Below are 24,995 nucleotides of genomic sequence, written 5' to 3' on the forward strand. Positions count from 1 at the left end.
CGGGGTCAGAGCACAATGTCTCTCTTCAGTATTGGTCTTTCCGGCCTGAACACCGCGCAGAACGCGCTGACGACGACCGGCCACAACTTTGCCAATTCGGCGACCGAAGGCTATTCGCGCCAGAACACCATCGTGGCCTCGGCCGGCGGCCAGTACACCAGCCAGGGTTTCTATGGCTTCGGCTCCAACACCACCACGGTGATCCGCGTCTATGACGAGTTCCTGACCGGCCAGCTGCGCGGCGCCACCTCGGCCAGCGCATCGCTGGCGGCGTACTCGGACCAGATCGCCCAGATCGACAACCTGCTCGCCGACCAGAAGGGCGGCCTGGCGCCGCTGATGCAGAAGTTCTTCGCGGCGGTGCAGGCCGTGGCCGACACACCGGCCGATCCGGCAGCGCGCCAGGGAATGCTGTCGGCGGGACAGGCGCTGGTGGGGCAGGTGCGCTCGGCCAGCAACTACTTCAAGCAGCTGCAATCGGGCGTCAACGAGCAGGTCGGCACCGCCGTCACGCAGGTCAACGCATATACCAAGCAGATTGCCAACCTGAACCAGGAAATCACCCGCCTGAAGGCTGCCTCCGGCGGCCAGCCGCCCAACGACCTGCTCGACCAGCGCGACCAGGCCGTGGCCGAGCTGACCAAGCTGGTCGGCGCCAAGGTGGTGGTGCAGGACAGCGGCACCTACAACGTCTTCGTCGGCAACGGCCAGCCGCTGGTGATGGGCAATGATGCGTACGAGCTGAAGGCGGTTGCCTCGGCGGCCGATCCCAACCGCACCGTGGTGGCCTACACCCTGCCCAACGGCAACGTGTTCGAGAGCGAGCCGGGCGCGATCACCGGCGGTTCGCTGGGCGGCCTGCTGCAGTTCCGCACCGAATCCCTGGACGCGGCGCAGAGTGCCATTGGCCGGCTGTCGCTGGCGATCGGCCAGAGCTTCAATGCGCAGCACAAGCTGGGCATCGACCTGAACGGCGCCATTGGCACCGACATGTTTGAACTGGGTAGCGCGACCTCGATCCCCAACGCCAACAACACCGTGAAGACCACGGTGGCAACGGCCAGGATCGACAATGCCTCGGCCCTGACCACCAGCGACTACAAGCTGCAGTTCGACGGTACCAACTACACGCTGACGCGCCTCTCCGACAACCAGCAGGTGGTCACGCCGGTGCCCGCCGGCGGCGCCAGCTACCCGCTGCAGTTCAGCGCCGACGGCTTTACCGTCGAGATCAACGCGGCGATGGGCACCAACGATTCGTTCACGATCCAGCCCACGCGCAATGCCGCCACCGGCTTCGACATGGCGATCAGCGACCCGGCCAGGATCGCCGCGGCATCGCCGGTTCGCGCCGACGCGGCGGCATCGAACAAGGGCAACGGAACGGCCAGCCTGGGCAAGGTCGCGCCCGGCTATTCACTGCTGTCCGGCACGATCACCGCCAGGTTCGACGGAGCCAACTATGTCTTCAGCGATGCCAACGGACCACTCGCGACCCAGCCAACGCCCGTGCCCAACGGCAGCAATACCGACTACACCCTCAACGGCCTGACCTTCAGCTTCGGCGGCACGCCCGCGACGGGCGACACCTTCACGCTGAGCAGCAACGCCGGCGCGGTCAAGGACAACGGCAACATGCTGGCGCTGGCCAAGCTGCAGAACGCCAAGACCATCGGCGGCGTGTCCAGCTTCAGCGAGGGCTATGCCCAGCTGGTCAACGACGTCGGCACGCGTGCCAAGTCGGTCAAGATCGCCTCGGCCTCGCAGGACAGCATCACCACCCAGATCAAGACCGCGCAGCAATCGGTGTCCGGCGTCAACATGGACGAGGAGACCGTGTCGATGCTGCGCTTCCAGCAGCTGTACCAGGCCAACGCCCGGGTGATCCAGACGGCCGGCACGCTGTTCGACACCATCATCGGCATCGGCAGGTAAGCGGCGGCACCCACCAGCGTCAGCAGAGTCAGAAGAGGTAACCAATATGCGCGTTGCAAGCTCCACCCTGTACCAGCAAGGCCTGGCTTCGATGAACTACCAGCAGGGCTCGCTGCTGCATATCCAGCAGCAGCTCGGCACCGGCCGCAGCATCCTGACGCCGTCCGACGACCCCGTCGGCGCCACCCGCGCGCTGGGCGTGAGCCAGGCCCAGGCCGTCAACGGCCAGTACGCTACCTCACGCAAGCAGGCCAATATCGCGCTGGCTGCGGAAGAGAACGCGCTGCAGTCGGTGACCACCGTCACGCAGAACATCCAGACGCTGCTGGTGCAGGCCGGCAACGGCACCATGAGCGATGCCGACCGCGGCTCGCTGGCCACGGCGCTGGAAGGCCTGTACAACCAACTGGCGGGTCTGGCCAATTCCGACGACGGCAACGGCCAGTACCTGTTCGGCGGCACCCGCTCCGGCAGCGCGCCGTTCACGCAGAGCAAGGGTCCGGGCACCTACATCGGCGACAACGGCCAGCAACTGCTGCAGGTCGATGTGGCGCGCCAGATGCCCGCCGGCAACACCGGGCGCGAAGTGTTCATGAGCGTGACCGGCGGCGCCGGGTATGTCGTCAAGGGCAATGCCAACAACACCGGCAGCGCCACGTTCGGCACGGTGTCGACCACGAACCCGAGCGATCCCGACTACGGGCTCTCGATGGAGGTCAAGTTTGCGACCAATGCCAGCGGCCAGATGGAGTACACCATCACCAACCTGTCGGCAGGCACGACCCCCGCTCCGGTCGTGAAGGGGCCCGTAGCCTACACGTCGCCAGCCCATATCGACGTCGCCGGCGTCAGCTTCAACGTGACCGGCGATCCCAAGGACGGCGACAGCATGACCATGGCTCCCGCCAGCGAGGCCGGCACCGACATGTTCGCCAACCTACAGACCGTGATCGACACGCTGCGCCAGCCCACTCCCGACAGCAGCGATCGGGCTCATCTTGGCAACGTCATCTCCACCGCCACGCGCCAGTTCTCCAACTCGCTCGACAACGTGCTGACCGTGCGGGCATCGGTGGGTTCGCGCATGAATGAACTGGATGCGCTGGACGACGTGGGATCCAATCGTGACCTGACATATGCGCAGACGCTGTCGGAGCTGCAGGATCTGGATTACGCGAAGGCGATTACCGAGTACTACCAGCGGCAGACGGCGCTGCAGGGGGCGCAGCAGTCGTTCATGCAGATTCAGGGGATGAATCTGTTCAAGTATTTGTAAGGCGGGTGGGGCGCGGCGCTGATGTGCCTCCTTTTGTGAGGGACGAACTTTCCAACCTTTGTTCGTCCCTCACATCGCTAAACCTGAACCGGAAGAAGTCGCACTCGTAGATCGCGTTGAGCACTGAGTGCGGTCCAGTGCGGCTGCGCAATGGCGGAAGCCCAGTTATTGCGCAAACTAATGTGCTATTAGGATGGTGGAACCTCGGCCAGTCAGGAACCACGTATGAAGTGTGCCTAAGCCTTTCGCCTCAATGGCTCCCCGCTCTTCCACAAGGAACTCTCTTCCAAGCAAGCGCCGCGTGGCATCCGTCAATTGCACGCGCCCGGCGACACCGTGGGATTCCATCCGGCTGGCAGTGTTAACCGCATCACCCCATAAATCGTAGATGAACTTCCGTTTGCCAATGACGCCGGCGACCACTGGGCCACTATTCAGTCCGATCCGCATCTGCAACCCGAAGCCCCTGCACTGCCTTAGCCCCGTGCAGTCTCGTACCGGCTGGCGGGAAGCGCCTCGCGTTCGTTCGCCGCATCCTGCAAGCGGAAGTCGAACCGGATCCGGGTGAATGGGGCGGTGATTTCGAGCGACTCGTACCCTGCAGTGCTTTTAGCCTGCTCAAGCTCCACAATGAGCCCGTCACGCGTGGCAAAGGCGAAATCGTCGTCTAGGTAGGTGTCTCCCGGAATGTTGATCTGCGTGGTCAGCGCACGCTTGCCCTCACCGGAAACGAGGAAGTGGATATGCGCGGGGCGGTTGCCGTGACGGCCCAGCAGATCGAAGAGCTCGGATACGGGGCTGTTGGGCGGAATCGCGTAACCGGGCGGCAGGAAGCTGCGGAAGCGATAGCGGCCGAGTTCGTCGGTCTCGATGCGGCGGCGCAGGTTGTAATCTGGCTGGGACGGGTCGAAGTGGGAGTAGCGACCGAATTCATTGCAGTGCCAGACGTCGACCACGGCGTACGGCACGGGTCGGCCATCGGTGCCGAGCACCTGCCCTTCCATGACGAACGGTGTGCCCTTGTCCTCGTTGCCGGCGTCCAGACGAACCTCGTTGCGGCACAGCGGGGCGCCGGGCACGTAGAGCGGGCCCTCGATGGCGCGCGACGTGCCAGAGGCGCGTGCGGCAGCCAGGTCGGCCTCATCCTCGCGGATGTCGAGCAGGCGGTCGAAGCCGAGACCGGCGGTGATGAGGCCGATCATGTCGGCCTGCCCCAGACGGGTTAGCCATTGGGCGGCGGCCCAGAATTCATCTGGCTTGACGTCGAATTCGTCGATGGTGCGGAACAGGTCGCCGACGATGCGCGCGGTGATGGCGCGCACGCGCTCGTTGCCGTCCTTGCCGATGCGGCGGCTGTTCACCAGTTCAAGCAGCTGTGCGGCATGCATTTCAGCCATGATGGAGTCTCCTTTTGTTTGGGGTATTGATGGTTAGAAGCGGCCGCAGGGCCGCCGTGCTACAGATCCAGAACGATGCGGGCCGTGCGCGAGCGCGACACGCAGGCACAGATTTGCTGGTTGGACGCCTTCTCCTTCTTGGAGAGGCAGTTGTCGCGGTGATCCGGCTCGCCCGCGATCACGGGCACCACGCACGTGCCGCAAATGCCTTCGCGGCATTCGGTGTCGATATCGCAGCCAGCTGCCTGCAGGGCATCGACGAGCGAAGTGCCTTCCGGGACGACAATGACCTTTCCACTCTGCGCCAACTCGGCCTCGAAGGCTCCGGCCGCCAGACTCGCCGCCTCGGGATCGGCCTGGAAGTGCTCCAGGTGAACCGCATCCGGCCCAATGCTGCGCTCGCCCTCCTCGACGACGCGGCGCATGAAGGCCGCAGGTCCGCAGGTATAGGCGAGCGCGCCCGGCGCTGCATTCGCCATGCAGCCGGCAAGCACGTGCCCTACAGCATCGCGCTCCTTGGCCATGTGGAACGTCACCTTGCCCTCGAACGCTTCGGACTCCAGCAGATGGACAAAGGCGGCATGCTCGCGCGAGCGCACAAAGTAGTGCAGGTGATACGGCTGGCCGATCTGGTTCAGACGGTACGCCATGCTAAGCAGCGGCGTGATGCCGATGCCGGCGGCGAACAGCAGGTACTCACTGGCGCCCGCCGCGAGGCTGAAGAGGTTGCGCGGGGCGCTGATCGATAATTCCTCGCCTTCCTGCACGCTCTCGTGCAGGGCAGCGGAGCCACCGCGCGAGGCGTCCTCGCGCTTCACTGCGATCAGGTAGCCAGACGTATCGTCGGGCGGGCTGCACAGGGAATACTGGCGTGTGACGCCGGTCGGCCCGAGCACGTCGACGTGAGCCCCCGGCTCATACGGCGCAAGCGCCGCGCCATCACAGGGCACGAGGCGGAATGAGCGAATGCCGACTGCCTCTTCCACAACCTTTTCGACTCTGACTTTGTACATGACTACCCTTCCAGACTAACTACCTTAAACCAGTTTTCGCGCGCAAGATCAGCGCATCAGGAGGCCGCCGTTCGCGTCCCAGTTGGCCCCGGTGACCGCGCCCGCGGCGTCGGCGGCCAGCAGCAGCACGACATCCGCCACATATTCGGGCGACCCAAGCCGCTGGACGGGGATCGACCGGCGAATCGCGTCGAGCCGATCCGCCGGCACGGTTTCGTGCACGATCGGCAGGTCCAGCGGACCAGGCGAGACGCAGTTCACGGTCACCCCATGCGCAGCCAGCTCGCGCGCGAAGACTTTGGTCAGGACCGCGACGCCACCTTTTGCCGCGGCGTAGTGCGCGCCAGTGGCGGTGCCGCCGCTCTGGCCGGCGAGCGATCCGATGTTGACGATGCGGCCGAAGCCGCGCTGCGCGAAATGCGCGCCGAACACCTGCGAGCCGACGAAGGTGCCGCGCAGGTTGATGGCCACCACCTGGTCGAACTCTTCAGGGCTGATATCCATCAGCGCCGACACTTTGGACTTGCCAGCGTTGTTGACCAGCACGTCGGTGCCGCCCCAGCGCTCCTGCAATGCCGCCAGGGCTGACTCGAACGCGCTCTTGTCGGTCACGTCGAGGGCAAGGCCGATGGCCGATGCGCCGGAGGGATCCAGTGAATCGGCGACGGCGCATGCCGCACGGAAGTCGAGGTCGCCAAGCGCCACCCGGTACCCGGCGGCGTGCATGCGGCGCGCGATGACTTCGCCGAGGCCGCGGGCGGCGCCGGTGATCAGGGCAACTCGTTGCATGATGCCTCCTACAGCAGGAATCCGAGAGCGTTCAGGCTGTCGGTCGAGTTGATCAGGCGCACCACCTTCTGTTCCAGGCGGATGCCTTCCTGCGTGAAGCGCAGGCGGTGTGTCAGGTCTGCCGCGAACAGCGTGTGGATCTCGCGCTTGTACGCAACCAGGACCTGCGCCGAGCTGACCTCGATGACGTCGGCCGAACGCGATACTTCGGTGAAGCGCGAGACGGTGCGCACGGTGCGGGCGGCATCGACGGCCGACACAGAGTTGCCGGAGGTCAGGTGCTCGATGCGCATGTCACGCATGCGCGCGTCGTCGTAGGCGTAGTTCAGCGTGGCCTCGAAGTCGGTGGTATCCGGGTCGATCGGCACCACGTAGTGGCCGGTGTCGCTCCACAGTCCGGCCCACTGGTGATAGTTCTTGCGGTCGAGCAGTTCCGCCTCGCGCCAGATGAACTCGGCGGCAAGCTGCAGCGAGGGCGAGACCATGGACAGTTCGTTCGGCTTATTCATCGCTCATCATCCTTTTCCACATGCGGTAGGCTTCGCGCATGCCGCCTTCGTCGGTGGCGTGCGAGATCTTGTCGCCGTTGTCGGCGACGACTTCGCGGTTCAGGCCGCGGTTGACCAGGATCGGCACGTCCTTGCCGGCGTACGAGCCGCGCTGCACGCGCTCCCAGGCTTCGGCGTCGTCAGGACTGCCGAAGCCGAAGGGGCCCTGGAAGTGCTCATGGATGCGCAGCCGCTCGCGGTTGGCGATCTCGGGGCCGCCGTCCATGCCCAGGGCAATGTGGCGAATCTCGGTTTCCGTCGCCGATACCGGATGCAGCACGCGGAAGAAGGCCATCGACATCGCGACGTTGGGGAACAGGTTCAGGTTGAAGCCCGCGCCATGCAGCGCACGGACAATGCGGCGCACCTGCTCGGGCGGCATCTCTTTTGAGAGCGCCTCGGTCACGTGCGCGAAGCGTTCCTGCAACGGCTCCGTGCCGTCGTCCTGGTCGAGGTCGACGTGCCCGGGCACCATCACCATCACGCTGTGGCCGTTGCCCAGCGCGTGGGTGACCGCCTTTTCGTCGGTCATGAAGGACAGCATCTCGGACGTCTCTTCATCCACCGACGACATCCACGACTTGTGGACGATCGGGAAGTGGTAGCCGTCGGTGGTGTTCTCGAGCTGGATCTTCCAGTTGCCCCGGAAGCGGAACTTGTGTTCGCCCTGGGTCTTGATGGGGTAGCCCGCGCCCTGCTTCATGAACAGGTCGATCCAGCGCTTTGCTTCGCCGAGGAAGTCGCCGAGCGGTTCCACGTCCTGGTTGAAGCTGGCGAAGACCATGCCGGCGTAGCTGTCCACGCGCAGCGAGCGCAGCGGCAGTTCCGACTTGTCCAGGATGTCCTCGTAGCCGTCGGGGTAGGTCAGGGCGCGCAGCTTGCCGTCCAGGCCGTAGGACCAGCTATGGTATGGGCAGGTGAAGCCGGTGGCGTTGCCTTTCGACTTCTCGCACACCGTGGCGCCGCGATGGCGGCAGCGATTCTCGAGCACGCGGATGGCGCCGGTCTTGTCGCGCACGACGATGACGGGCTGGCGGCCAATCTTCGTGGTCTTGAAGTCGCCGGGGTTGCGGATCTCGCTCTCGTGCGCGACCCAGATCCAGGTCTTGTAGAAAATGCGCTCTTGCTCGAGCTCGAACAGGCCGGGATCGTAGTACATCGAACCGTCCACGCGGTCCGCCTGCACCAGTTGCTCAGGCTTTGCCGCGAAGGTCAGCGGCTGGTAGCTATCGTGGGTATCGTGGGAACACATGCTAGTTCTCCGTGGGTTCAGTGGGAGGCACCATCGGCAGCGACCGCGCGCTCGATCCGGGTGGCGATGGCGCAGACCGTTTCGTCGTCACGCTTGCGTCCGACGATCTGGAGCCCGGCCCTGATTGGGATGCCGGGGACGCCGGGCAGCGGCACGGGCAGGGTGAGTGCGGGATGGCCGCTCAGGTTGAAGGGCCGCACCAGCGAGGTCAGGCCAAGGATCGGCGCTCCTTCGCGGACTGCGGCAAGGGTTGGGGGCAATCCGGGAAGCGTGGGCAGCACGATCGCGTCGACTTCGTCGAACACGGCGTCGACCTGCGCCATGAATGCGTGGCGCACGACTTCGGCCTGCAACAGATCGTCGCGCCCGACCTGGCTCGCGGCGATCAGGCGTTGCTCGACATCGGCCTGCAATGCATCCGAGCCGGTCAGGTGGCCGAAGGCCGCCCAGGTCTCGGCACTGATGATCTGCATGCCGGCCTCATAAGCGGCGCTCATGCCGTCGAGTCGGACGCGCTGCGTGGAGAAGCCTGATTTGCATAGCGCACTGGCGACGGCTTCGAGAATCGCGGGGTCCGCCTGCACCTCGTCCAGCAGGCCGATGCGGAAGCACCGCCCGGCACCGTGCGCCTGCAATGGATCGAAGCCCGGCGCAATCACCGCCATCGCGGCGACGATGCCGGCGACGTCATCTGCAAAGGGTCCAACGCAATCCAGCGAAGACTCGGCCGGATGCGCACCGCGTCGGCTGACGCGGCCAAAGGTCGGCTTCAGGCCAACGACCCCGCAACAGGCTGCGGGCATGCGGATGGATCCGCCGGTATCGGTGCCCAGCGCGATGCGCACTTCGCCGGCGGCTACCGCGGCGGCGGAGCCGCTGGAAGAGCCGCCGGGAATGCAATCGTGAGCCTGGGGGTTGACCGGTGTGCCGGCGAAGTCATTGATGCCCGAGATACCGAAGGCGAGTTCGTGCATCGTGGTCTTGCCGACGATAGACCAGCCGGCATCGAGAAGCCGGGACACCACTTCCGCGTGCTCGGCTGCGGGCGGTGCGTCGCGCAGCGCCCGGCTGCCCGCGGCCGTGGGGTAGCCCGCGATGTCGATGCAATCCTTGATGGCGATGGCGGGACCGGAGCCCCCCAGGCGGATGCGTGAGACGAAGGCGGTCATTGCAAAGTCTCCGTGCGCGCAAGCGCGACCTCCAGGCACGACAACCGCTCCGTCTGGAATTGCCTGATGCGGGCGGTTCCGTCCGTGTCGACCGCGAATTCAACGGCCAGGCGTGCCGAAATCAGTTCGGTCTTCCCGCCGGCATGGACCGATAGCTGCTGCATGATCCAGTGGCCGCGCACAACGCCCGCTTCCGCGGCCATCGCTTCGCTGGTGAGGAAGTGCACGTTGCGCAGGAAATGCGGCGAGGGCGGAAGGTAGCTGCGCAGGAAGTTGGCGATGGCGGCCGGTCCGACGTGCCGGCCGAACCCCGTGGCGTACTCGGCGCCGACGCCTTCCCATACGGCGTCGCCGGTGAACAGCGCTTCCAGTTCGCCGTCGCGCGCATCGTTCGGCGCCGGCACGTCGCACAACGACATATAACGGGACAGCGTGCGTCGCGCCGCGTTCTGGGCTTCGAGCGCGGCGATCCGGGTTGCCAGGAGACTCGCGGCGGCGCCGGTCTCGCCGGACTGCGCGATGCACTGCGCTTGCGTCATGGCTTCAGGCCGCCTCGGCGGGGATTTCGAGCGCGCGACCCACGCGCGCCTCGATCTTGGCGTAGCGCCACAGGCTATGCTCGCCGACCGGCGTGGTGCGGAACAGGTTGCAGGCGGCGACGACGGTTGCATAGTCCACGACGTCGGCCATGATGTAGACGGTCCATGGCGACGTCGTGGAGGGGCCGACCATCAGGCGGTCATCGTCGATGGCGCCGAGGATCGTGACGCCGGGCAGTGCCGCCATGGATTTCATCATGGCGCTGAATCCCTTCCACACTTCGATGCCCTGGCCCGTCGGCAAGTCGAAGAAGTTCTGGGTGATGCCGATGCAGAAGAGGACGCGCAGGGGAGTTTGGGCAGGTTGCGACATGGGGACTCCAGGTGGTTCTATGGTGGAAGGAGGGACGATGTAGCGGGTCAGATGTACCCCGGCATGGGGGGCACGCCCAGGCACACGGCGCCGGCGGCGTCGTACAGTCCTTCGCCAAGGAACGCGTGCTGGGTCACGACCATCGCGTCGCGCAGGTAGCGCTGCAGCGGGTGCCCGTCGTAGATCGCGGCCGTGCCCGCGAGCAGGTAGGCTGCCTGCACAGCGGATGCGCCCGCGCGCGTGGCCTGCACTGCCGCAAGGCGCACCAGGCTGGTTTGTTCGGCAGAGACGGCGTCGCCGTTCAGGATCGAATCCCAGGCCGCCTCGGTGGTCTCGTAGAAGAAGCCGCGCGCTGACCGCAGCTCGGCTTCCGCCTTGGCCACGGAGATGCGCAGGTATGGGCGGTCGGCCATCTTCGGCGCGCCGGTAATGCCGGTGCGGCCGCCGGCCATCCGCGACACCTCATCCAGCGCCGCGCGGGCGACGCCAAGATTGACCACCGCCAGTACCTGCGCCGCGTAGGCGAGGGACGGGTAGCGGTAGAGCGGTTCGTCTACGGAAGGCGTGCCGCCGCGCACGAAGGTCCACGCATCGGAGACGAATACGTCCCTGACGCGAAGATCATGACTGCCGGTGCCGCGCAGCCCGATCACTTCCCAGTTCTCGACGATCTCCACATCCTCGGGCATCAGCACGGCCGTGCGCGGCTTGCCGCCGTCGCCGACGCCGATGCCCACGCCGAGAATGTCGGCGCCCTTGCAGCCGCTCGCGAACTTCCACAGTCCATTGACGCGCCAGCCGCCATCGACCTTCTCGGCTGGCTGGATGGGAAACAGGCCACCGGCGAACGCGATGTCCGGCCCATTTGCGTAGAGGCGGGCGAGGGTGTCGCGGGGCAGCGCTGCAAGGTAGACCGCGGCCGAGCCGAAGCTCGCGACCCATCCGGCGGAGCCGTCGGCCTCGGAGATCGTCTCGATCAGCTTGAGGAATTCAGACGGCGACCTTGCATCGCCGCCGAAGCACCGCGGCGTGGCCGCGCGATAGACACCGAGCTGCTTCAGGCGGGATACCATATCCCGCGGCACGTGCCGCTTCGCGTCGAATTCGTCCCGGCGGGCGCGGACCTCGTCCAGTACGCGGGCGAGCAGGTCCGGGCGCGGCCCAGCATCGGTGGCCTGGGGCGCAGCGATGCCGGGGTGTTGGTTGAGGAGGCTTTCCGACACGGCGGAATGCAACATAGTTGTCTCCTGTGGATGGTGTGGGCCGGCTCGGGAACCGGCTCTGACGGTGTGGACCGTTGAAACCAGTCTAGCGACGGCCCAGGGGGCCAAACAATTGGAGCGGGGCGTGCATTGCCGCACGGTTTCCCGGGGCCGGGTAAAGGAAATACCTATACGGGTCCGGGCTGTCCCGGCGGTACGCTTCGGGATGGACCTATTCACCAGCGCGGCCGTGGCCTCCGGGCGAGCTTCCGCGCGCAGGAACCACCATGTACTCATTCGGCAAAGATGACTTCTATCGCATGGTCGAGGCGCTGACCCTGCGCGTGATCCTCCATGACGCTGACACCAAGTCCATCCTCTGGGCGAACCGCGCGGCGCGCGAGACACTGGGCTTTACGCTGGAAGAGTTTCCGGCGCTTAAGGCACCCGACATGACCAGCAGCGCGGCGAAGTACAGGCGCGAGGTGGGGCTCAAATGGCTGGATGACGCGGCCCGGACGGGCCAGAGCGTGATCGAATGGTGTTACCGGGCAAAGAACGGCAACGAGATCCTGTCGGAGGCCATCGCCACGCGTGTGTCGCTGGAGTCCCGTGACGTGCTGATGGTGCAGTTCCGGGACATCTCGGCGGAGGAGGCGCTCAAGCGTGAGCTGCGGCGCTCGGAAAGCCGGCTCAGGGAGTTCATGCATGACCTGGCCGAAGGCGTCGTGGTGGTGGATCGCGGCGGGTGCGTGGTGTACGTCAGCGAATCCGGGTGCCGGATCCTCGGGCGTGCCGAGGAAGCCGTGCTCGGGACGACGTTTGACACCTTCTGCGAAGTTCCCCTGATGCCTTTACTGCGCGACAACGTGCCGCCGGATGCGACCACCCGGGGCTCCTTTTCCACGCGGTACCGCGTGCGGACCGCGACGGGGGAGCTGCAGTGGCATCAGGCGGCCATGCGCTACGTAGAGATCGAGGACGATGTCAGCGGCTACCTGCTGCTGTTTCGCGACGTCACGGCGCAGGTCGAGGCCGAATCCCTGGAGCGCGAGCGGGAGCGGGAGATCGAATACCTCGCCCGCTACAACGCGATGGGGGAAATGGCGATGACGATCGCGCATGAGCTGAGCCAGCCCCTCGCGGCAACGCGCAACTTCATCGAGGGCGCGTCGATGCGCCTGGCGAAGAACCATGCCGATCCGCATCCGATCCGCTTCGGGCTCGAGGCGGCGGCCCGCCAGGTGGAGCATGCGTCGCTGATCATCAAGAGCATCCGCGAGTATGTCGTCAAGCTCGAACAGGCCGAAGTGCTGGCCAACCTGAACGACATCGTCAACGACAGCGCGTATTTCATCTCCCTCAAGTGCGAGGAAGCGGATGTGCGGCTCGAACTGGCGCTATCCACCGACCCGTTGCCGATCAGCTGCGAGAAGGTCCTGATCGGTCAGGTGATCCTCAATATCGCGTTCAACGCCATCGAGGAGATGGCGGCGCTCCCCAGCGACCGCCGCACGCTGCGCATCGAAACCTGCGCCGCCGCAGACAAGGCGATCCTCTCGGTGCACGACCAGGGGCGCGGGCTGCCGCATGCAGACAGTCAGCGGATCTTCGACGGATTCTTCTCCGGCAAGCCGGGCGGCAACGGGATCGGGCTCGCGCTCTGCAAGAGTATCGTATCGCGGCATCGCGGCGACATCTGGGCGCAGAATCGCGTGCCCTACGGCACGTCATTCGCCTTTTCCGTGCCACTGTGCGCGAGCCCTGCCGACCGCAGGCGCCGTGCCGCAGGCCGCCGCGCCAGCTAGCCCGGCGTGCCGCCCGAACCCGACGCCCAGACCTCCATCACCTCACGCACCAGCGTGGCCGTGCTCACCACGCCGAGTTTCTCGCGGATCTTGGTGCGATGGACGTCGACGGTCTTCACGCTGATGTGCAGTTCGTCCGCAATCACCTTGCTCGCCTTCCCGTCCAGCACGCGGCGCAGGATTTCCTGTTCGCGCGCGGTGAGTTTGTCCAGCTTCGCGCGGATCTTCTTGCGTTGCTCGGCGCAGTCGTGCAACTGGATCGCCCGCTTCAGTGCCCCCTGGATCTTCTCGAGCATCTGCTGCGGGTTGTAGGGCTTCTCGACGAAGTCGATCGCGCCGTGCTGCAGCGCCTTCACCGACATCGGAATATCCCCGTGCGCCGAGACAAAGATGATCGGCAGCGTTGCGCCTTGCGCGTTGAGCATTTCCTGCAGCTGGAATCCGCCGGTCTCGGGCATGCGGACGTCCAGCACCAGGCACGCAGGGCGCTCGGGATCGTAGGCGGCCAGGAAGTCCCGCGCGCCGGCAAAGCACTCGGCCTGGACCGACACCGTCTCAAGGAGCCATGCCAGGGAAGTACGGAGTTCTTTGTCATCGTCGACGATGTAGACGATAGCCGAGGAAGCAGTCATGTCGGGGGCGCTTTCGTGTATGACGTACCGCACCAACGGGTCGGCGGGTGCACATCTGAGTGGGCTGCCCGGTCGGGTGCTTGAAGTGTCAAGGGTACACCAAGCCCGCTGACTACCAGGATAAAGAAAACACGTAGATGGCCTCTCACTAGCCTGCCAATCCGGGTGGTTCGCATGAATAGCGGCCACGCCTGGCATTGCCCTACGCTTTTAGCGAAGCCGATAACGTAGGGAGGCCCCCCGATGAATGCCGTCAATCAAACAGATTTCCGCCAGGCCATGGCGCACCTGCCCGCCGGGGTCAACATCGTCACGACACAGGGCTCGGCAGGCCGGTGCGGTATCACCGCCAGCGCCGTGTGCTCGGTAACGGACTCACCGCCGACCATCCTCGTTTGCGTGAACCGGGGCAGTGCCTCGCACGCCATCTTCCAACGCAATGGCCGGCTGTGCGTCAATGTGTTGAATAGCGAACAGGAAGAGCTTGCCCGGCATTTCGCCGGTATGACGCAGGTGCCCATGGAAGACCGTTTCGCGTGGGACATCTGGGACGAAGGCGATGCCGACCAGCCGGCCCTGCGCGATGCCATTGTCAAGCTGCAAGGCAGCATCAGCGATTGCAAGGAGGTGGGTTCCCACTCGGTCATCTTCGTCACGCTCGATCGTGTCGCGGTCGGCCACCAAGGCGGGAGCCTGGTGTATTTCAACCGCGATTTTCACCGCGTGCAGCACGCGAGATAGCGCCTGCCGTTTTGTGCCGAGCGCACCGCCGGGGCACGTTCTTGCAACGCGGTTCCATCGTCGCCCTGTTGGGCGGCATCACCAACTGGCGCGGGTCTAAGGGAATTACCTATGCGCCCCGCCAGAATCCTCTATGCGAGCGCAAACGCGACCCAATATCGCACCCCCGCGGTACGTCATACGCTGCGCTGGGAATTTCATGAAAGGAGAGAGGCAATGCCAGTCGTGCAGATTTACCTGATCGAAGGCCGGTCGCAGCAGCAGAAGGAGGCGTTCATCACCGATGTCACTGACGCCGCGGTCAATGCGCTTGGCGTCGACCGCTCTTCGGTCAGGGTGATGTTCCTCGACGTGCCGAAGACCGACTACGCCATCGGCGGCCAGACCGCGAAGGCGCTTGGCCGGTAGGCCTCCAGTCACTCAAGCAAGAAACGCGACACCGGGCCGTCCGCGCATCGCACACGGCCTGACAAAGGCGCACGCCCACCACGGTTGTCGCGGCCATTATCCACAAAGGAGACAAGTCATGCGACCAGATAGCGATCTTACGATCGATGCCATGCCCGCCGCTGCCATGCCGTTGCCGGGGGAAAGATTCCGCGAAGCAGACGCCATGGCCGGCGAACGCGGAGTCCGAAGGTTCTACCGCCGGTTGCTCGCCCTCTTCGTTCCGCTGCTGGTGCCGCTGGCGGGACTCGCCGCTGAGGGACGGCCCATGGAATGGGTTGTCGGCTATGCCGCTGGCGGGGGCTCCGATGTTGTCGCCCGCATGCTGGCCGAAGCGATGGGCAAGACGCTCGACCGCACCATCGTCGTCGTCAACAAGCCGGGGGCCGGCTCCAATATCGCAGCCGACTACGTCGGCAAGAGCAAGGACATCGGCAACGTCGTGATGACCGCCGATTCGGCGATGTTGGCCGCCAACCCATCGCTCTACAGCAAGCTCACCTACAGCGCGGAGAAAGACTTCGCGCCGGTCGGATCGATCGCTCGCTTTCCGCTGGTGCTGGTGGTGGCGCCGAACGTGCCGGCGACGAACCTGAAGGAGTTTCTTGCCTGGGCCAAACGCAACCCGGAGGGCATGACCTACGCCTCGCCGGGACCAGGCAGCCCGCACCATCTGGTGACCGAACTGTTCCGCCAGCAAACAGGACTGAAGCTTACGCACGTGCCGTACCGCGGCGCGGCGCCGGCGCTGCTGGACCTGATCGGCGGGCGGGTGCCGTTCATGTTCGTCGACACCTCGAGTGGGGGCGCCTACATCACGTCGGGCAAGGTCAAGCCGATCGGCGTGGCCAGTGCCTCACGGCTCAAGACGATGGGCGAGATTCCGACCTTGAGCGAGCAGGGCATGGCCGGCTTCGAGGCCTATGCGTGGCAGGCGCTGGTGGTGCCGACGGCCACGCCGCGGGAGGCAGTCACCGCCCTCAACAAAGCGTTGGTCGAGGCGCTCGGCACGACGGCCATCAAGGCGCGCCTGCAGGCACTTGGCATCGAGCCCGCGCCGAGCACGCCGGCCGAGCTCGCCACCTATGCGCGCAGCGAGCGTGAGCGGTGGGGACGCGTGATCCGTGATGCCGGAATCAAGCTGGATTGATTCGCACGCGAGCAAGGAGACCTTGGCATGAGCAGGTACGGCGACAACCGAGACGCCGTGCGTGACCGCGCGCACCGCGACGTCTACATCGACCCGGAGCTGTTCCCGCTGGAACAGGAGCACTTTTTCGCCAACACCTGGAACTACGTTGGCTATGAAAGCAAGAAACGCGACACCGGGCCGTCTGCGCATCGCACACGGCCTGACAAAGGCGTACGCCCACCACGGTTGTCGTGGCCAATCCACAAGGGAGACAAGTCATGAGACCAGGTAGCGATCCCACGATCGATGCCATGCCCGCCCCTGCCATGCCGTTGCCGGAGGAAAGATTCCGCGAAGCAGACGCCATGGCCGACGAACGCGTGGTCGGAAAGATCTACCGCCGGTTGATCGGCTTCCTGTTCGTCCTCTTCATGCTCTCATCCCTAGGCCACATCAATATCGGCTTCGCGGGACTGACGATGGGGCGCGACCTCGGCCTCTCGGCAACGGAGTTCAACCTCGCCTCGACCGTGCTCTATGGCGCCTACATTTTTTCGGGGTGCCGAGCAACATCATGCTCGGCAAGCTCGGCGCGCGTCGCTGGGTCGCGATCATCATGGTGGCGTGGCGCATTGCATCGACCGCGACCATGTTCGCCTCGGATGCCAACAGCCTTTACGTCCTGCGCATCCTGGTCGGCATCACGGAAGCGGGCTTCCTGCCCGGCGTCCTGCTGTACATGATGTTCTGGTTCCCGTCGGCGCATCGCGCACGCGCCAACGCGTTCTTCATGATCGCCATGCCTGTGACGTCGGCCCTCGGCGCCTAGCGGAGGCGCATGACGTGTCGCTGGCGAAGACGCTGTGCTCGCTGCCGGTGATGCAACTGGCCGTGGCCTATTTCCTGCTGGTCAAAGTTGGACTGGCCGAAGTTGCCGAACATGCCCGACGACGAAGTGGTCATCACGATGCGGCCATACTCCTGGGCGCGCATGATTTCCCAGACGGCCTTGGTGCAGTAGATCGAGCCCATGAGGTGCACGTCCAGCACGGCCTTGATGTCGGCGATCTCGAGCTTGCTGAATGACTTGTCGCGCAGGATGCCGGCGTTGTTGACTGGGTGTCCTGGTACAACCATCACCGGCTGCTCGGCTCCATTGGGTACGTGCCACCGGCCGAAGCCGAAGCCGAAGCCGAAGCAACGTATTATCGGCAACTTACCGAGCAGGCCGCCACGGCCTGACTTAAACCAACTAGCCTCCACGAAAGCCGGGGCGATTCAGGACGCTGATCGTCACGTCGTTGCTTCCCTCGTTGAAGCCGTTCGCCGTGGCGACGATGATGGAAACGGCGCCGGTGATGCTGGACGACGCCGAACTGAGCCCGGAAACCAACACGCTGGGAATGATCAGCACCTGGGTGCCGCAGATTGTCAAGAGCTGCTCTCAGGCCTGATGCGGCGCAAGCTGCTGCGTGCAATGGGTCTTGCCGACGTCAGGATTGCATATATCGGTTCAGCCGCGGTGCCCACATACCTGCTGCGCTGGTATCGCCGGCTTGGCCTGGAGTTGCTCGAGGGTTACGGGATGACGGAAAATTTCGGATACTCGCATTTCAACAGCTTGGGTAGCGCGCGCGAAGGATATGTCGGACAGTGTTCTCCCGATGTGCAGTGCCGTATTGCGCCAAACGGCGAGATCCTGGTCAAGAGTCCAGCACAGATGCTTGGGTACTACAAGGAATCCGGCCTGACGGCCGACAGCCTGACGCCAGACGGCTACTTCAAGACCGGCGACCGTGGCTACATAGACGCCCGTGCGTTCCTGCGCATTACCGGTCGCATGAATGATCCATTCAAGACGGCCAAGGGTATCTTTGTCAACCCGGCACCAATCGAAGCCAGCCTGACCAGCCATCCATGGATCGAAGCTGCCTGCGTGACCGGGGCTGGCCGCACGCAACCGTTTGCGCTGCTGATGCTGAACCAGGCGGCCCGCGAGTTCGTGGCGCGGGGAGCATGCGCAGCCGTGGCGCGGACCCTGGAACAGTTGCGCCATCGGATCAACACGCAACTGCCGGCTCATGAGAGGCTCGATATGATGGTGGTTGTCCGCAAGCGCTGGAGCGTGCAGAGCGGCGACTTGACGCCGAGCCTGAAGATCCGTCGTGCCTCCGTCGAAGACCGCCATTTGTGGCAAGTGAATTCGTTCTCGAGTTGCGGGGACACAATCGTGTTTGAATAGCGAGGTATGCCAGCATGGCTTCACCCTCTTCAGGAGGGGCGCGCGCTGCAGTCAACGCTGGTGCTGGGTCTCGTTCAACGCTACAGCTCTATAAGCGTGCGGCTGTTGCCGGTATCCGTGGCCGCATGAACGGCTTACGCGAGCACGTGGAACGGGCGTTGGAAGGCTACCGACCCGGCGTCTTGCCCGGGCGTAGCTTCCGCAGAGGGCGGAAGGTCCAGCAACGCGCGCACATCCCGCTCGATCGTTGCGAGCGAAGCGGACCTGGACAGGGCGCGGGCAAACCGGCCGTCGAGGCCTGGTGGCAGACGCAGCCACATATTGTCCGAGACCAGCAGCAGGCGCCTTGGCTTCAGCACCAGGCTGGCCAGGCGCAGCAGGTGCCAGCCTTCGGCAAGATCCGGCGGCATGCCGAACACAAGCAATGCCGGAGCCGGCAGGCGCGCATTGCGTGCCGCCAGGGCGTCCGTTTCCACGAGTTCGACCCGGCCAATGCCCGGCATTTCTCCGAGCAGGCGCATGACTCCGTGCCGGTACACCGGCATGTCGTCGATCACCACGGCATGTGCCTCGCGGTTGCGCCCCAGGACTTGCTCCCAGGCGGCCGCTCCACGGTTCGTCCAGCTCATCCTTGTCTCCTCCGGTTTGCCTGCGCTGGCTTCGTGACCAGCGCCCTGCACCAGTACCAGCAAGGGCAATGCCAACTCTGGCACGGCCGCCTCGTGCCATCGCGCACAAGCGCGGGAGCCAGGCCCGCTGCGGGTTTCCGGGAGGTCGACGCGGACCTGCCGGCCTTTGCGGACGACTGACGGCCGCGGCGGGGTGTTACGTGTAACGTAACGTGTTACGCGACCGGCCTCGGCCGGACGCCGGAGGCTGTCGAAACCAGCGTCCCGCGCAGGGCAGGACGCCAACGACCGAAAGCTGGTGCTCAATCGCGATCGGTCTCAATTCGCCTTAATCTGCCACAGAGCCCCACCCTGGAACCGCGCGATGCAAGCACATCCCTTACGCCTTTGTCCCGGCGACGATCTGCGTGCCGCACTCGAAGACGTCGGACGACCGCCTTACGCATGAAGCCTATGCCTTGGCACACTTGATGACGGTATCGAGCGTGCGAGTGGTGATGCCCTTCCCGAACGAGCGTTCGAGCAGGCGCATGAACACCGGGCCTTTCTTCGGATCGGGCACGTAGGCGCTGAAGACCTCCGTGGCATTGGCCTTGACGATGCTTGCGCCGTCGCGCTCGATGGGCAGCTCCACGTCTGGCGGCACCGGGTTGCGGAGAAAGGTGACAACCCGCTTGGCCGAAGGCGCAAGGCTGAGCCCGGCGAAAGGGTCCGAGTCGATGAGGTCCTGGAGATAGCGGGACGGCCGGACGAAGGTGTCGAAGCTGTGGCCCAGTTCAGACTGCATCGCCTTCTCGGCGCGTCGCTCCAGGCTGGCCAGTGACGACGATCGCGCGTTGAACACGACATTGCCGCTGGAGAGCAGGGTTTTCACTTCGGAGAAGCCCGCCGCCTCGAAGCAGCGCTTGAGTTCGGGCATCCGGGCGTTCATCGGGCTGATGCCGCGAAGAAAGGCAACGTATCGGGACATGGCTATCTCGTGATTGCTGGCGAATCGCCACACAGCTTGCGGTCAACGGTAGACAGGCTGGTTCGAATGGCTGCAGACATGATGCGAGCAATGCGCTGGTGTGTCTGCCACCTTGCCATGTCCCGTGCATGAACGGCACGGAAGTTGGCGGCCCAGGCTTGCGGCAAATGCGCTGGCGTCAGCGGCGCCACTAGCGGCGAACCCGCCGTGGCGGGCGCTGGATCGCAAATCCAGGCCGCTGCGGCCGGGTTGCCCCCTCCATGCCCACATAAGAAGAAAAATAGGCATCGAGCTGATCCCGGGTAAAGACGTTTCCTTGCATTTCCTGCTGCATCCCGCGCAGCAGCGCCGGCAGTGGCTACGCCTTGATGGCCTCGCTTGCCGCCTCGTCGATCAAGGCCGCGACTTCTGGTGCCTGCGACGCCAGCGAAGCATGGCTTGCCGCCAGGGTGATGACTTTCCTGGCATTGAGCCGGGCCGCCATCTTCTGCTGGTTCTCCGGGGCGATCATCCGGTCTTCGCTTGAGACCTGGTACCAGGACGGCTTCTTCTTCCACGCTGGCGCGGTGATGGTATCGCCAAAGGTGCTGGCAAGCGGCGCCTTCTGCGTCACCGCCATCACCAGGGCTTCGTCGGGCGACAGGTCCTGGCAGAAGCTCTCGTGGAACTTGTCGGGGTTGAGCCAAAGGTAGCCATCGCTGTCGGGCACCAGGTTCGGCGCTGCGGCAGGAAGATGCTGCTGCGTGATTGCGCCGGGGCTCTCCCCCGCGTCGGGAGCGAAGGCCGCGATATAGACAAGCCCGACCACATTCGGCTGGTCACCCGCCTGGGTAATCACGGCGCCGCCGTACGAATGCCCCACCAGCAGGACAGGGCCTGCCTGCTGGGCAATCATCTTGCGGGTGCGCTCGGCATCGTCAGCCAGCGAGGTCAACGGGAGCTCCACGGCGCGCAGGGACGGATACCCCTTGCGTGCCAGCTCAATGATGACGTTGCGCCAATGCGCGGCGCCGCCCCAGAACCCGTGCACCAACACAACCGTAGGCTTGTTGCTCATGACCTGGACTCCTGTTCGTGGATGAATACGGCTCGCCGATCATGGCGGCGAGCCGTGGGTCTTCGGCGGAGCGGCCCGGCTTGAACCGATGCCACGAAGGCTCGGCCTGGCGCCCCATACGACTATAGGAACAATGGCGCAACGGGGCGAGCCATGATCGCGGGCCCTGAGGTATGCGGAATTTGCCGCGCTGGCATCGGGGCTGCGCGTCTGCGCCGAAGGAGCGCAGGCGCATCGGCAAGCTCAGCCTGCGGCGTTCTCCTGCGCCGCGTCGTATTGACCCAGGCAGGCCATGGCATTCAGCCGTGAGCGCTGCAGCAGCGCCCGTTGCGCTTGCGCGGCGTTGGCGGCGTCGCCGCGCCAGGCCAGCAGGGGCGGCTCCTGCAAGGCGCGCCCGTAGGAGAAGGACAATCGCCAGGGCAGCGGGGCAAGCCGGTTCATGGCGTCCAGATTGACGGTGGCCTCGGTGGGCGTCTGGCCGCCGGACAGGAAGAAGATGCCCGGCACCGCCGCCGGCACCGTGCGCCTGAGCACCTGCACGGTCTGCATGGCGACCTCGGCCGGGGCCGCGTGCCCGGCCTCCTTGCCGGGCAGCACCATGCTCGGCTTCAGCAGCATGTGCTCGAGCACCACCGCATGCCGGTGCAAGGCATGAAAGACTGCGTGCAGCACGGCCTCGGTAACCTCGGCGCAACGCGCCATGGAGTGCGCGCCGTCCATCAGCACCTCGGGCTCGACGATGGGTACCACGCCTGCTTCCTGGCAGATCGCGGCATAGCGTGCCAGCGCTTCCGCATTGGCCTGGACGGCAGCCCAGCCCGGCAACTTGTCCGAAACGTTGTAGACCGCACGCCACTTGGCAAAGCGCGCGCCCTGCTGGCGATAGCCGGCAAGCCGCTTGGCCAGCCCGTCGAGACCCTCGGTGATCTCGTCCCCGGGTGCCAGGGCGAGCGCGATCTTGCCCTTGTCCACCTTGATACCGGGCACGATGCCCTGGCGCGCCGCCAGTTCCGGCAGCGGCGTGCCATCGTCGGCGCGCTGACCCAAGGTTTCCTCGTACAGGATCACGCCGCTGATGAACTCGCCAAGACCTGGGCTCGACAAGAGCAGGTTGCGCCACGCGCGGCGGTTTTCCTCGCTCGACTCCACGCCGATGCGTTCGAACCGCTTGGCGATGGTCGGCCCGCTCTCGTCGGCTGCCAGCAACCCTTTGCCCGCTTGTGCCAGGGCGTCCACGGTGGCTTGCAATTCGCTTTTTCTGTCCATGATCAGGCTCCGTGCAGGTGACATAGGAACAAGCATTGGCGCGAAAACGCCGTCGCGCAAGCCAGGCGGGGCGCGTAGCGCCTGCCTAAGGTGGCCGCCCGAACGCTTCGCGCAGCTTGCCCTTGGCCTTTTCCAGCGTGGCGCGGCGCGCCTTGGGCAGATGACGGCCGGCGCGATTGATGTAGAAATTGAGCATCGACATCGCCGACTGGAACGCCGTGCCCTTGCGGCGCCGGCTGCTCACGGCGGAACGCTTGAGCGAGGCGGCAATTTCCTCAGGGTTGTCCGAGGCGAAGAGGTGCGGTTCGAGGTCCAGCGCGTCGCTGTGCTCGGTTACCTGCTGCGACCAGCGCCGCGTCTTGCCGCGGCCCTTTGCCGGCTTGCGGGTGGATTTCGTGGCGGCCATTTCCGGTCCTCCCACAGCGTTATCGGGATCCGTCTAGCGTAGGCAACTTCTCGCCGTCCGTGGGGGCTCAGGCGGGACCGGTGCGTGGTGGCAAGACCGCCCGAGCGGTGTGGGATAATTGCGCTTTTGCCCAGGGCGCAGCTCAAGAGGTTGTTCGCAACGGGCGCGCAAGGGCCCTTATTCCTGTGGCCCGCTTCCTTTCTGCGATATTTCTTCAGCAATAAAAAATGCCCACATACCGTTCCAAAACCTCCACCGCCGGCCGCAACATGGCGGGGGCGCGCTCGCTCTGGCGCGCCACCGGCATGAAAGACGAAGATTTTTCCAAGCCCATCGTTGCGGTGGTCAACTCCTTCACCCAGTTCGTGCCCGGGCACGTGCACCTGAAGGACCTGGGCCAGCTGGTCGCGCGCGAGATCGAGGCCGCGGGCGGCGTGGCCAAGGAGTTCAATACGATCGCGGTCGATGACGGCATCGCCATGGGCCACGACGGCATGCTGTATTCGCTGCCCAGCCGCGACATCATCGCGGACTCGGTGGAATACATGGTCAACGCGCACTGCGCCGACGCCATGGTGTGCATCTCCAACTGCGACAAGATCACCCCCGGCATGCTGATGGCCGCGATGCGGCTCAACATCCCGGTGATCTTCGTCTCCGGCGGCCCGATGGAAGCCGGCAAGACGCGCCTGGCCAACCCCGTCACCAAGGCCATGGAGTTCAAGAAGCTCGACCTGGTGGACGCCATGGTGATCGCCGCCGACAGCGCTTATTCCGACGCCGACGTGGCCGAGGTGGAGCGCTCCGCCTGCCCCACCTGCGGTTCGTGCTCGGGCATGTTCACCGCCAACTCCATGAACTGCCTGACCGAGGCGCTGGGCCTGTCGCTGCCCGGCAACGGCACGGTGGTGGCCACCCACGCGGACCGCGAGCAGCTGTTCAAGCGCGCCGGCAGCCGCATCGTGGAACTGGCGCGCCAGTACTACGAGCAGGAAGACGCGCGCGTCCTGCCGCGCGCGGTAGGCTTCAAGGCGTTCGAGAACGCCATGACGCTGGATATCGCCATGGGCGGCTCCACCAACACCATCCTGCACCTGCTGGCGATCGCGAGCGAGGCGGGCATCGACTTCGGCATGACCGATATCGACCGTCTCTCGCGCGTGGTGCCGCAGCTGTGCAAGGTGGCGCCCAACACCAACAAGTACCACATCGAAGACGTGCATCGCGCGGGCGGCATCATGGCCATCCTGGGCGAGCTGGAGCGCGCCGGCAAGCTGCACACCGACGTGCCCACGGTGCATGCCCCCACGCTCAAGGACGCGCTGGAGCAGTGGGACATCAGCCGGACCCGGGACGAAGCCGTCAGGAACTTCTACCTGGCCGGCCCGGCGGGCGTTCCCACCCAGGTGGCGTTCAGCCAGAACACGCGCTGGCCCAGCCTGGACCTGGACCGCGCCGAGGGCTGCATCCGCTCCTACGAGCACGCCTTCTCCAAGGAAGGCGGCCTGGCGGTGCTGACGGGCAATATCGCGCTCGACGGCTGCGTGGTGAAGACCGCCGGCGTGGACGAGAGCATCCTCGTGTTCGAAGGCACGGCCCACGTCACCGAATCGCAGGACGAGGCGGTGGAGAACATCCTCAACGACAAGGTCAAGGCCGGCGACGTGGTGATCGTGCGCTACGAAGGCCCCAAGGGCGGCCCCGGCATGCAGGAGATGCTCTACCCCACCAGCTACATCAAGTCCAAGGGCCTGGGCAAGGCCTGCGCGCTGCTGACCGACGGCCGCTTCTCCGGCGGCACCTCGGGTTTGTCCATCGGCCACTGCTCGCCCGAAGCGGCGGCTGGCGGCGCCATCGGCCTGGTGCGCGACGGCGACAAGATCCGCATCGACATTCCCAACCGCACCATCAACGTGCTGCTGTCCGACGAGGAACTGGCGAGCCGCCGCGAAGAGCAGAACGCCAAGGGGTGGAAGCCGGCCAAGGCGCGTCCGCGCAAGGTGTCTGCTGCGCTAAAGGCTTACGCCAAGCTGGTGATGTCGGCGGACAAGGGCGCGGTGCGGGACTTGTCGTTGCTGGATGACTGATCCTGGGGCGACCCTTTACTTCGTTTGCCGGGAAGGCCGCTCTTTGGAGCGGCTTTTTTTTGGTGCGCCCGGCAGGGCGCACCTA

26 protein-coding genes and 2 pseudogenes are annotated in these 24,995 nt (G+C 65.2%); 11 read left to right on the forward strand and 17 right to left on the reverse strand.

Annotation, left to right across the window (positions count from 1 at the left end; genetic code table 11):
* Positions 1-15: 15 nt before the first annotated feature.
* Both flgK and flgL read left to right on the forward strand, forming a co-directional pair.
* The gene (flgK, locus tag AC3WLF_RS12655; protein ID WP_492358307.1) at positions 16-1,935 is read left to right on the forward strand and encodes a flagellar hook-associated protein FlgK; all 1,920 of its coding nucleotides are present in this window, start codon (positions 16-18) and stop codon (positions 1,933-1,935) included.
* A gap of 46 nt (positions 1,936-1,981) precedes the next feature.
* Positions 1,982-3,211, forward strand: a complete 1,230-nt coding sequence (gene flgL / locus AC3WLF_RS12660) for a flagellar hook-associated protein FlgL (RefSeq protein WP_492358308.1) — start codon at positions 1,982-1,984, stop codon at positions 3,209-3,211.
* Between the two features lie 177 nt (positions 3,212-3,388).
* Here flgL and AC3WLF_RS12665 read toward each other — a convergent pair.
* The 10 genes and pseudogenes from AC3WLF_RS12665 to AC3WLF_RS12710 all read right to left on the reverse strand — a co-directional run.
* Positions 3,389-3,676, reverse strand: a pseudogene (locus tag AC3WLF_RS12665) (adenylate/guanylate cyclase domain-containing protein); the annotation flags it as partial.
* An 11-nt stretch (positions 3,677-3,687) separates the two neighbouring features.
* Positions 3,688-4,608 carry a dioxygenase family protein gene (locus AC3WLF_RS12670; protein ID WP_492358309.1) on the reverse strand — a complete coding sequence of 307 codons (921 nt, stop codon included), beginning with the start codon at positions 4,606-4,608 and terminating at the stop codon, positions 3,688-3,690.
* Positions 4,609-4,667: 59 nt separating this feature from the next.
* The gene (locus AC3WLF_RS12675) at positions 4,668-5,621 is read right to left on the reverse strand and encodes a PDR/VanB family oxidoreductase (protein WP_492358310.1); all 954 of its coding nucleotides are present in this window, start codon (positions 5,619-5,621) and stop codon (positions 4,668-4,670) included.
* A 48-nt stretch (positions 5,622-5,669) separates the two neighbouring features.
* Positions 5,670-6,413, reverse strand: a complete 744-nt coding sequence (locus AC3WLF_RS12680; protein ID WP_492352795.1) for an SDR family NAD(P)-dependent oxidoreductase — start codon at positions 6,411-6,413, stop codon at positions 5,670-5,672.
* A 5-nt stretch (positions 6,414-6,418) separates the two neighbouring features.
* A complete protein-coding gene (locus AC3WLF_RS12685; protein WP_492358311.1) occupies positions 6,419-6,919 on the reverse strand; it encodes an aromatic-ring-hydroxylating dioxygenase subunit beta in 501 nt (166 codons plus the stop codon).
* Positions 6,912-8,210: an aromatic ring-hydroxylating oxygenase subunit alpha gene (locus AC3WLF_RS12690; protein ID WP_492358312.1), complete on the reverse strand. Its 1,299-nt coding sequence runs from the start codon at positions 8,208-8,210 to the stop codon at positions 6,912-6,914. Before AC3WLF_RS12690 ends, AC3WLF_RS12685 begins: the two co-directional genes overlap by 8 nt.
* Positions 8,211-8,227: 17 nt before the next feature.
* Positions 8,228-9,379: an amidase gene (locus AC3WLF_RS12695; protein WP_492358313.1), complete on the reverse strand. Its 1,152-nt coding sequence runs from the start codon at positions 9,377-9,379 to the stop codon at positions 8,228-8,230.
* Positions 9,376-9,918: a nuclear transport factor 2 family protein gene (locus AC3WLF_RS12700; RefSeq protein ID WP_492358314.1), complete on the reverse strand. Its 543-nt coding sequence runs from the start codon at positions 9,916-9,918 to the stop codon at positions 9,376-9,378. The genes AC3WLF_RS12695 and AC3WLF_RS12700 overlap by 4 nt, the downstream gene beginning before the upstream one ends.
* Positions 9,919-9,922: 4 nt before the next feature.
* Positions 9,923-10,291, reverse strand: a complete 369-nt coding sequence (locus AC3WLF_RS12705) for a hypothetical protein (RefSeq protein ID WP_209762072.1) — start codon at positions 10,289-10,291, stop codon at positions 9,923-9,925.
* Between the two features lie 47 nt (positions 10,292-10,338).
* Complete coding sequence (locus AC3WLF_RS12710; RefSeq protein WP_492358315.1) at positions 10,339-11,529, reverse strand: acyl-CoA dehydrogenase family protein; 1,191 nt, start codon at positions 11,527-11,529, stop codon at positions 10,339-10,341.
* 251 nt (positions 11,530-11,780) lie between these two features.
* Here AC3WLF_RS12710 and AC3WLF_RS12715 point away from each other — a divergent pair, with 251 nt between their 5' ends.
* Entirely contained in the window at positions 11,781-13,301 is a 1,521-nt protein-coding gene (locus AC3WLF_RS12715; protein WP_492318109.1) for a sensor histidine kinase, read from the forward strand.
* Here the strand turns inward: AC3WLF_RS12715 and AC3WLF_RS12720 are convergent.
* Entirely contained in the window at positions 13,298-13,933 is a 636-nt protein-coding gene (locus tag AC3WLF_RS12720) for a response regulator transcription factor (protein ID WP_492318108.1), read from the reverse strand. The two genes, AC3WLF_RS12715 and AC3WLF_RS12720, sit on opposite strands and share 4 nt — an antisense overlap.
* A gap of 243 nt (positions 13,934-14,176) precedes the next feature.
* Between AC3WLF_RS12720 and hpaC the strand changes: the two genes are divergently transcribed.
* From hpaC to AC3WLF_RS12745, 5 genes are all read left to right on the forward strand, one after another.
* The gene (gene hpaC / locus AC3WLF_RS12725; RefSeq protein ID WP_492318107.1) at positions 14,177-14,674 is read left to right on the forward strand and encodes a 4-hydroxyphenylacetate 3-monooxygenase, reductase component; all 498 of its coding nucleotides are present in this window, start codon (positions 14,177-14,179) and stop codon (positions 14,672-14,674) included.
* A 111-nt stretch (positions 14,675-14,785) separates the two neighbouring features.
* Entirely contained in the window at positions 14,786-15,082 is a 297-nt protein-coding gene (locus AC3WLF_RS12730) for a tautomerase family protein (protein ID WP_492318106.1), read from the forward strand.
* A 205-nt stretch (positions 15,083-15,287) separates the two neighbouring features.
* Entirely contained in the window at positions 15,288-16,271 is a 984-nt protein-coding gene (locus AC3WLF_RS12735; RefSeq protein ID WP_492318215.1) for a Bug family tripartite tricarboxylate transporter substrate binding protein, read from the forward strand.
* Between the two features lie 27 nt (positions 16,272-16,298).
* Entirely contained in the window at positions 16,299-16,535 is a 237-nt protein-coding gene (locus tag AC3WLF_RS12740) for a hypothetical protein (protein WP_492352783.1), read from the forward strand.
* Positions 16,536-16,827: 292 nt separating this feature from the next.
* A complete protein-coding gene (locus tag AC3WLF_RS12745) occupies positions 16,828-17,082 on the forward strand; it encodes an MFS transporter (RefSeq protein WP_492358316.1) in 255 nt (84 codons plus the stop codon).
* An 83-nt stretch (positions 17,083-17,165) separates the two neighbouring features.
* On the opposite strand, the pseudogene AC3WLF_RS12750 reads toward AC3WLF_RS12745, so the two are convergent.
* A pseudogene (locus tag AC3WLF_RS12750) lies at positions 17,166-17,369 on the reverse strand (SDR family NAD(P)-dependent oxidoreductase); the annotation flags it as partial.
* Positions 17,370-17,566: 197 nt separating this feature from the next.
* Between AC3WLF_RS12750 and AC3WLF_RS12755 the strand changes: the two are divergent.
* Together AC3WLF_RS12755 and AC3WLF_RS12760 are read left to right on the forward strand one after the other, a co-directional pair.
* Positions 17,567-17,707 (forward strand): hypothetical protein, encoded by a 141-nt coding sequence (locus AC3WLF_RS12755; protein ID WP_492318103.1) that lies wholly within the window; start codon positions 17,567-17,569, stop codon positions 17,705-17,707.
* A complete protein-coding gene (locus tag AC3WLF_RS12760) occupies positions 17,707-18,495 on the forward strand; it encodes an AMP-binding protein (RefSeq protein ID WP_492358317.1) in 789 nt (262 codons plus the stop codon). Before AC3WLF_RS12755 ends, AC3WLF_RS12760 begins: the two co-directional genes overlap by 1 nt.
* A gap of 134 nt (positions 18,496-18,629) precedes the next feature.
* Here AC3WLF_RS12760 and AC3WLF_RS12765 read toward each other — a convergent pair whose 3' ends face one another.
* The 5 genes from AC3WLF_RS12765 to AC3WLF_RS12785 form a co-directional block, all read right to left on the reverse strand.
* Entirely contained in the window at positions 18,630-19,208 is a 579-nt protein-coding gene (locus AC3WLF_RS12765; RefSeq protein WP_492358318.1) for a DNA-binding response regulator, read from the reverse strand.
* Positions 19,209-19,575: 367 nt separating this feature from the next.
* Positions 19,576-20,094 carry a DUF1697 domain-containing protein gene (locus AC3WLF_RS12770; RefSeq protein WP_492318100.1) on the reverse strand — a complete coding sequence of 173 codons (519 nt, stop codon included), beginning with the start codon at positions 20,092-20,094 and terminating at the stop codon, positions 19,576-19,578.
* 358 nt (positions 20,095-20,452) lie between these two features.
* Positions 20,453-21,151 (reverse strand): alpha/beta hydrolase, encoded by a 699-nt coding sequence (locus AC3WLF_RS12775; RefSeq protein ID WP_492318099.1) that lies wholly within the window; start codon positions 21,149-21,151, stop codon positions 20,453-20,455.
* Between the two features lie 243 nt (positions 21,152-21,394).
* On the reverse strand, positions 21,395-22,417 hold the full coding sequence (locus tag AC3WLF_RS12780; protein WP_492318098.1) for a class I fructose-bisphosphate aldolase: 1,023 nt from the start codon (positions 22,415-22,417) through the stop codon (positions 21,395-21,397).
* 85 nt (positions 22,418-22,502) lie between these two features.
* On the reverse strand, positions 22,503-22,823 hold the full coding sequence (locus tag AC3WLF_RS12785; protein ID WP_492318097.1) for a DUF3175 domain-containing protein: 321 nt from the start codon (positions 22,821-22,823) through the stop codon (positions 22,503-22,505).
* Between the two features lie 227 nt (positions 22,824-23,050).
* Here AC3WLF_RS12785 and ilvD point away from each other — a divergent pair, with 227 nt between their 5' ends.
* Positions 23,051-24,910, forward strand: coding sequence for a dihydroxy-acid dehydratase (gene ilvD / locus AC3WLF_RS12790; protein ID WP_492352787.1), 1,860 nt, complete (start codon positions 23,051-23,053; stop codon positions 24,908-24,910).
* Positions 24,911-24,995: the final 85 nt, after the last annotated feature.

This window comes from Cupriavidus sp. FW306-01-F10A (assembly GCF_058782785.1).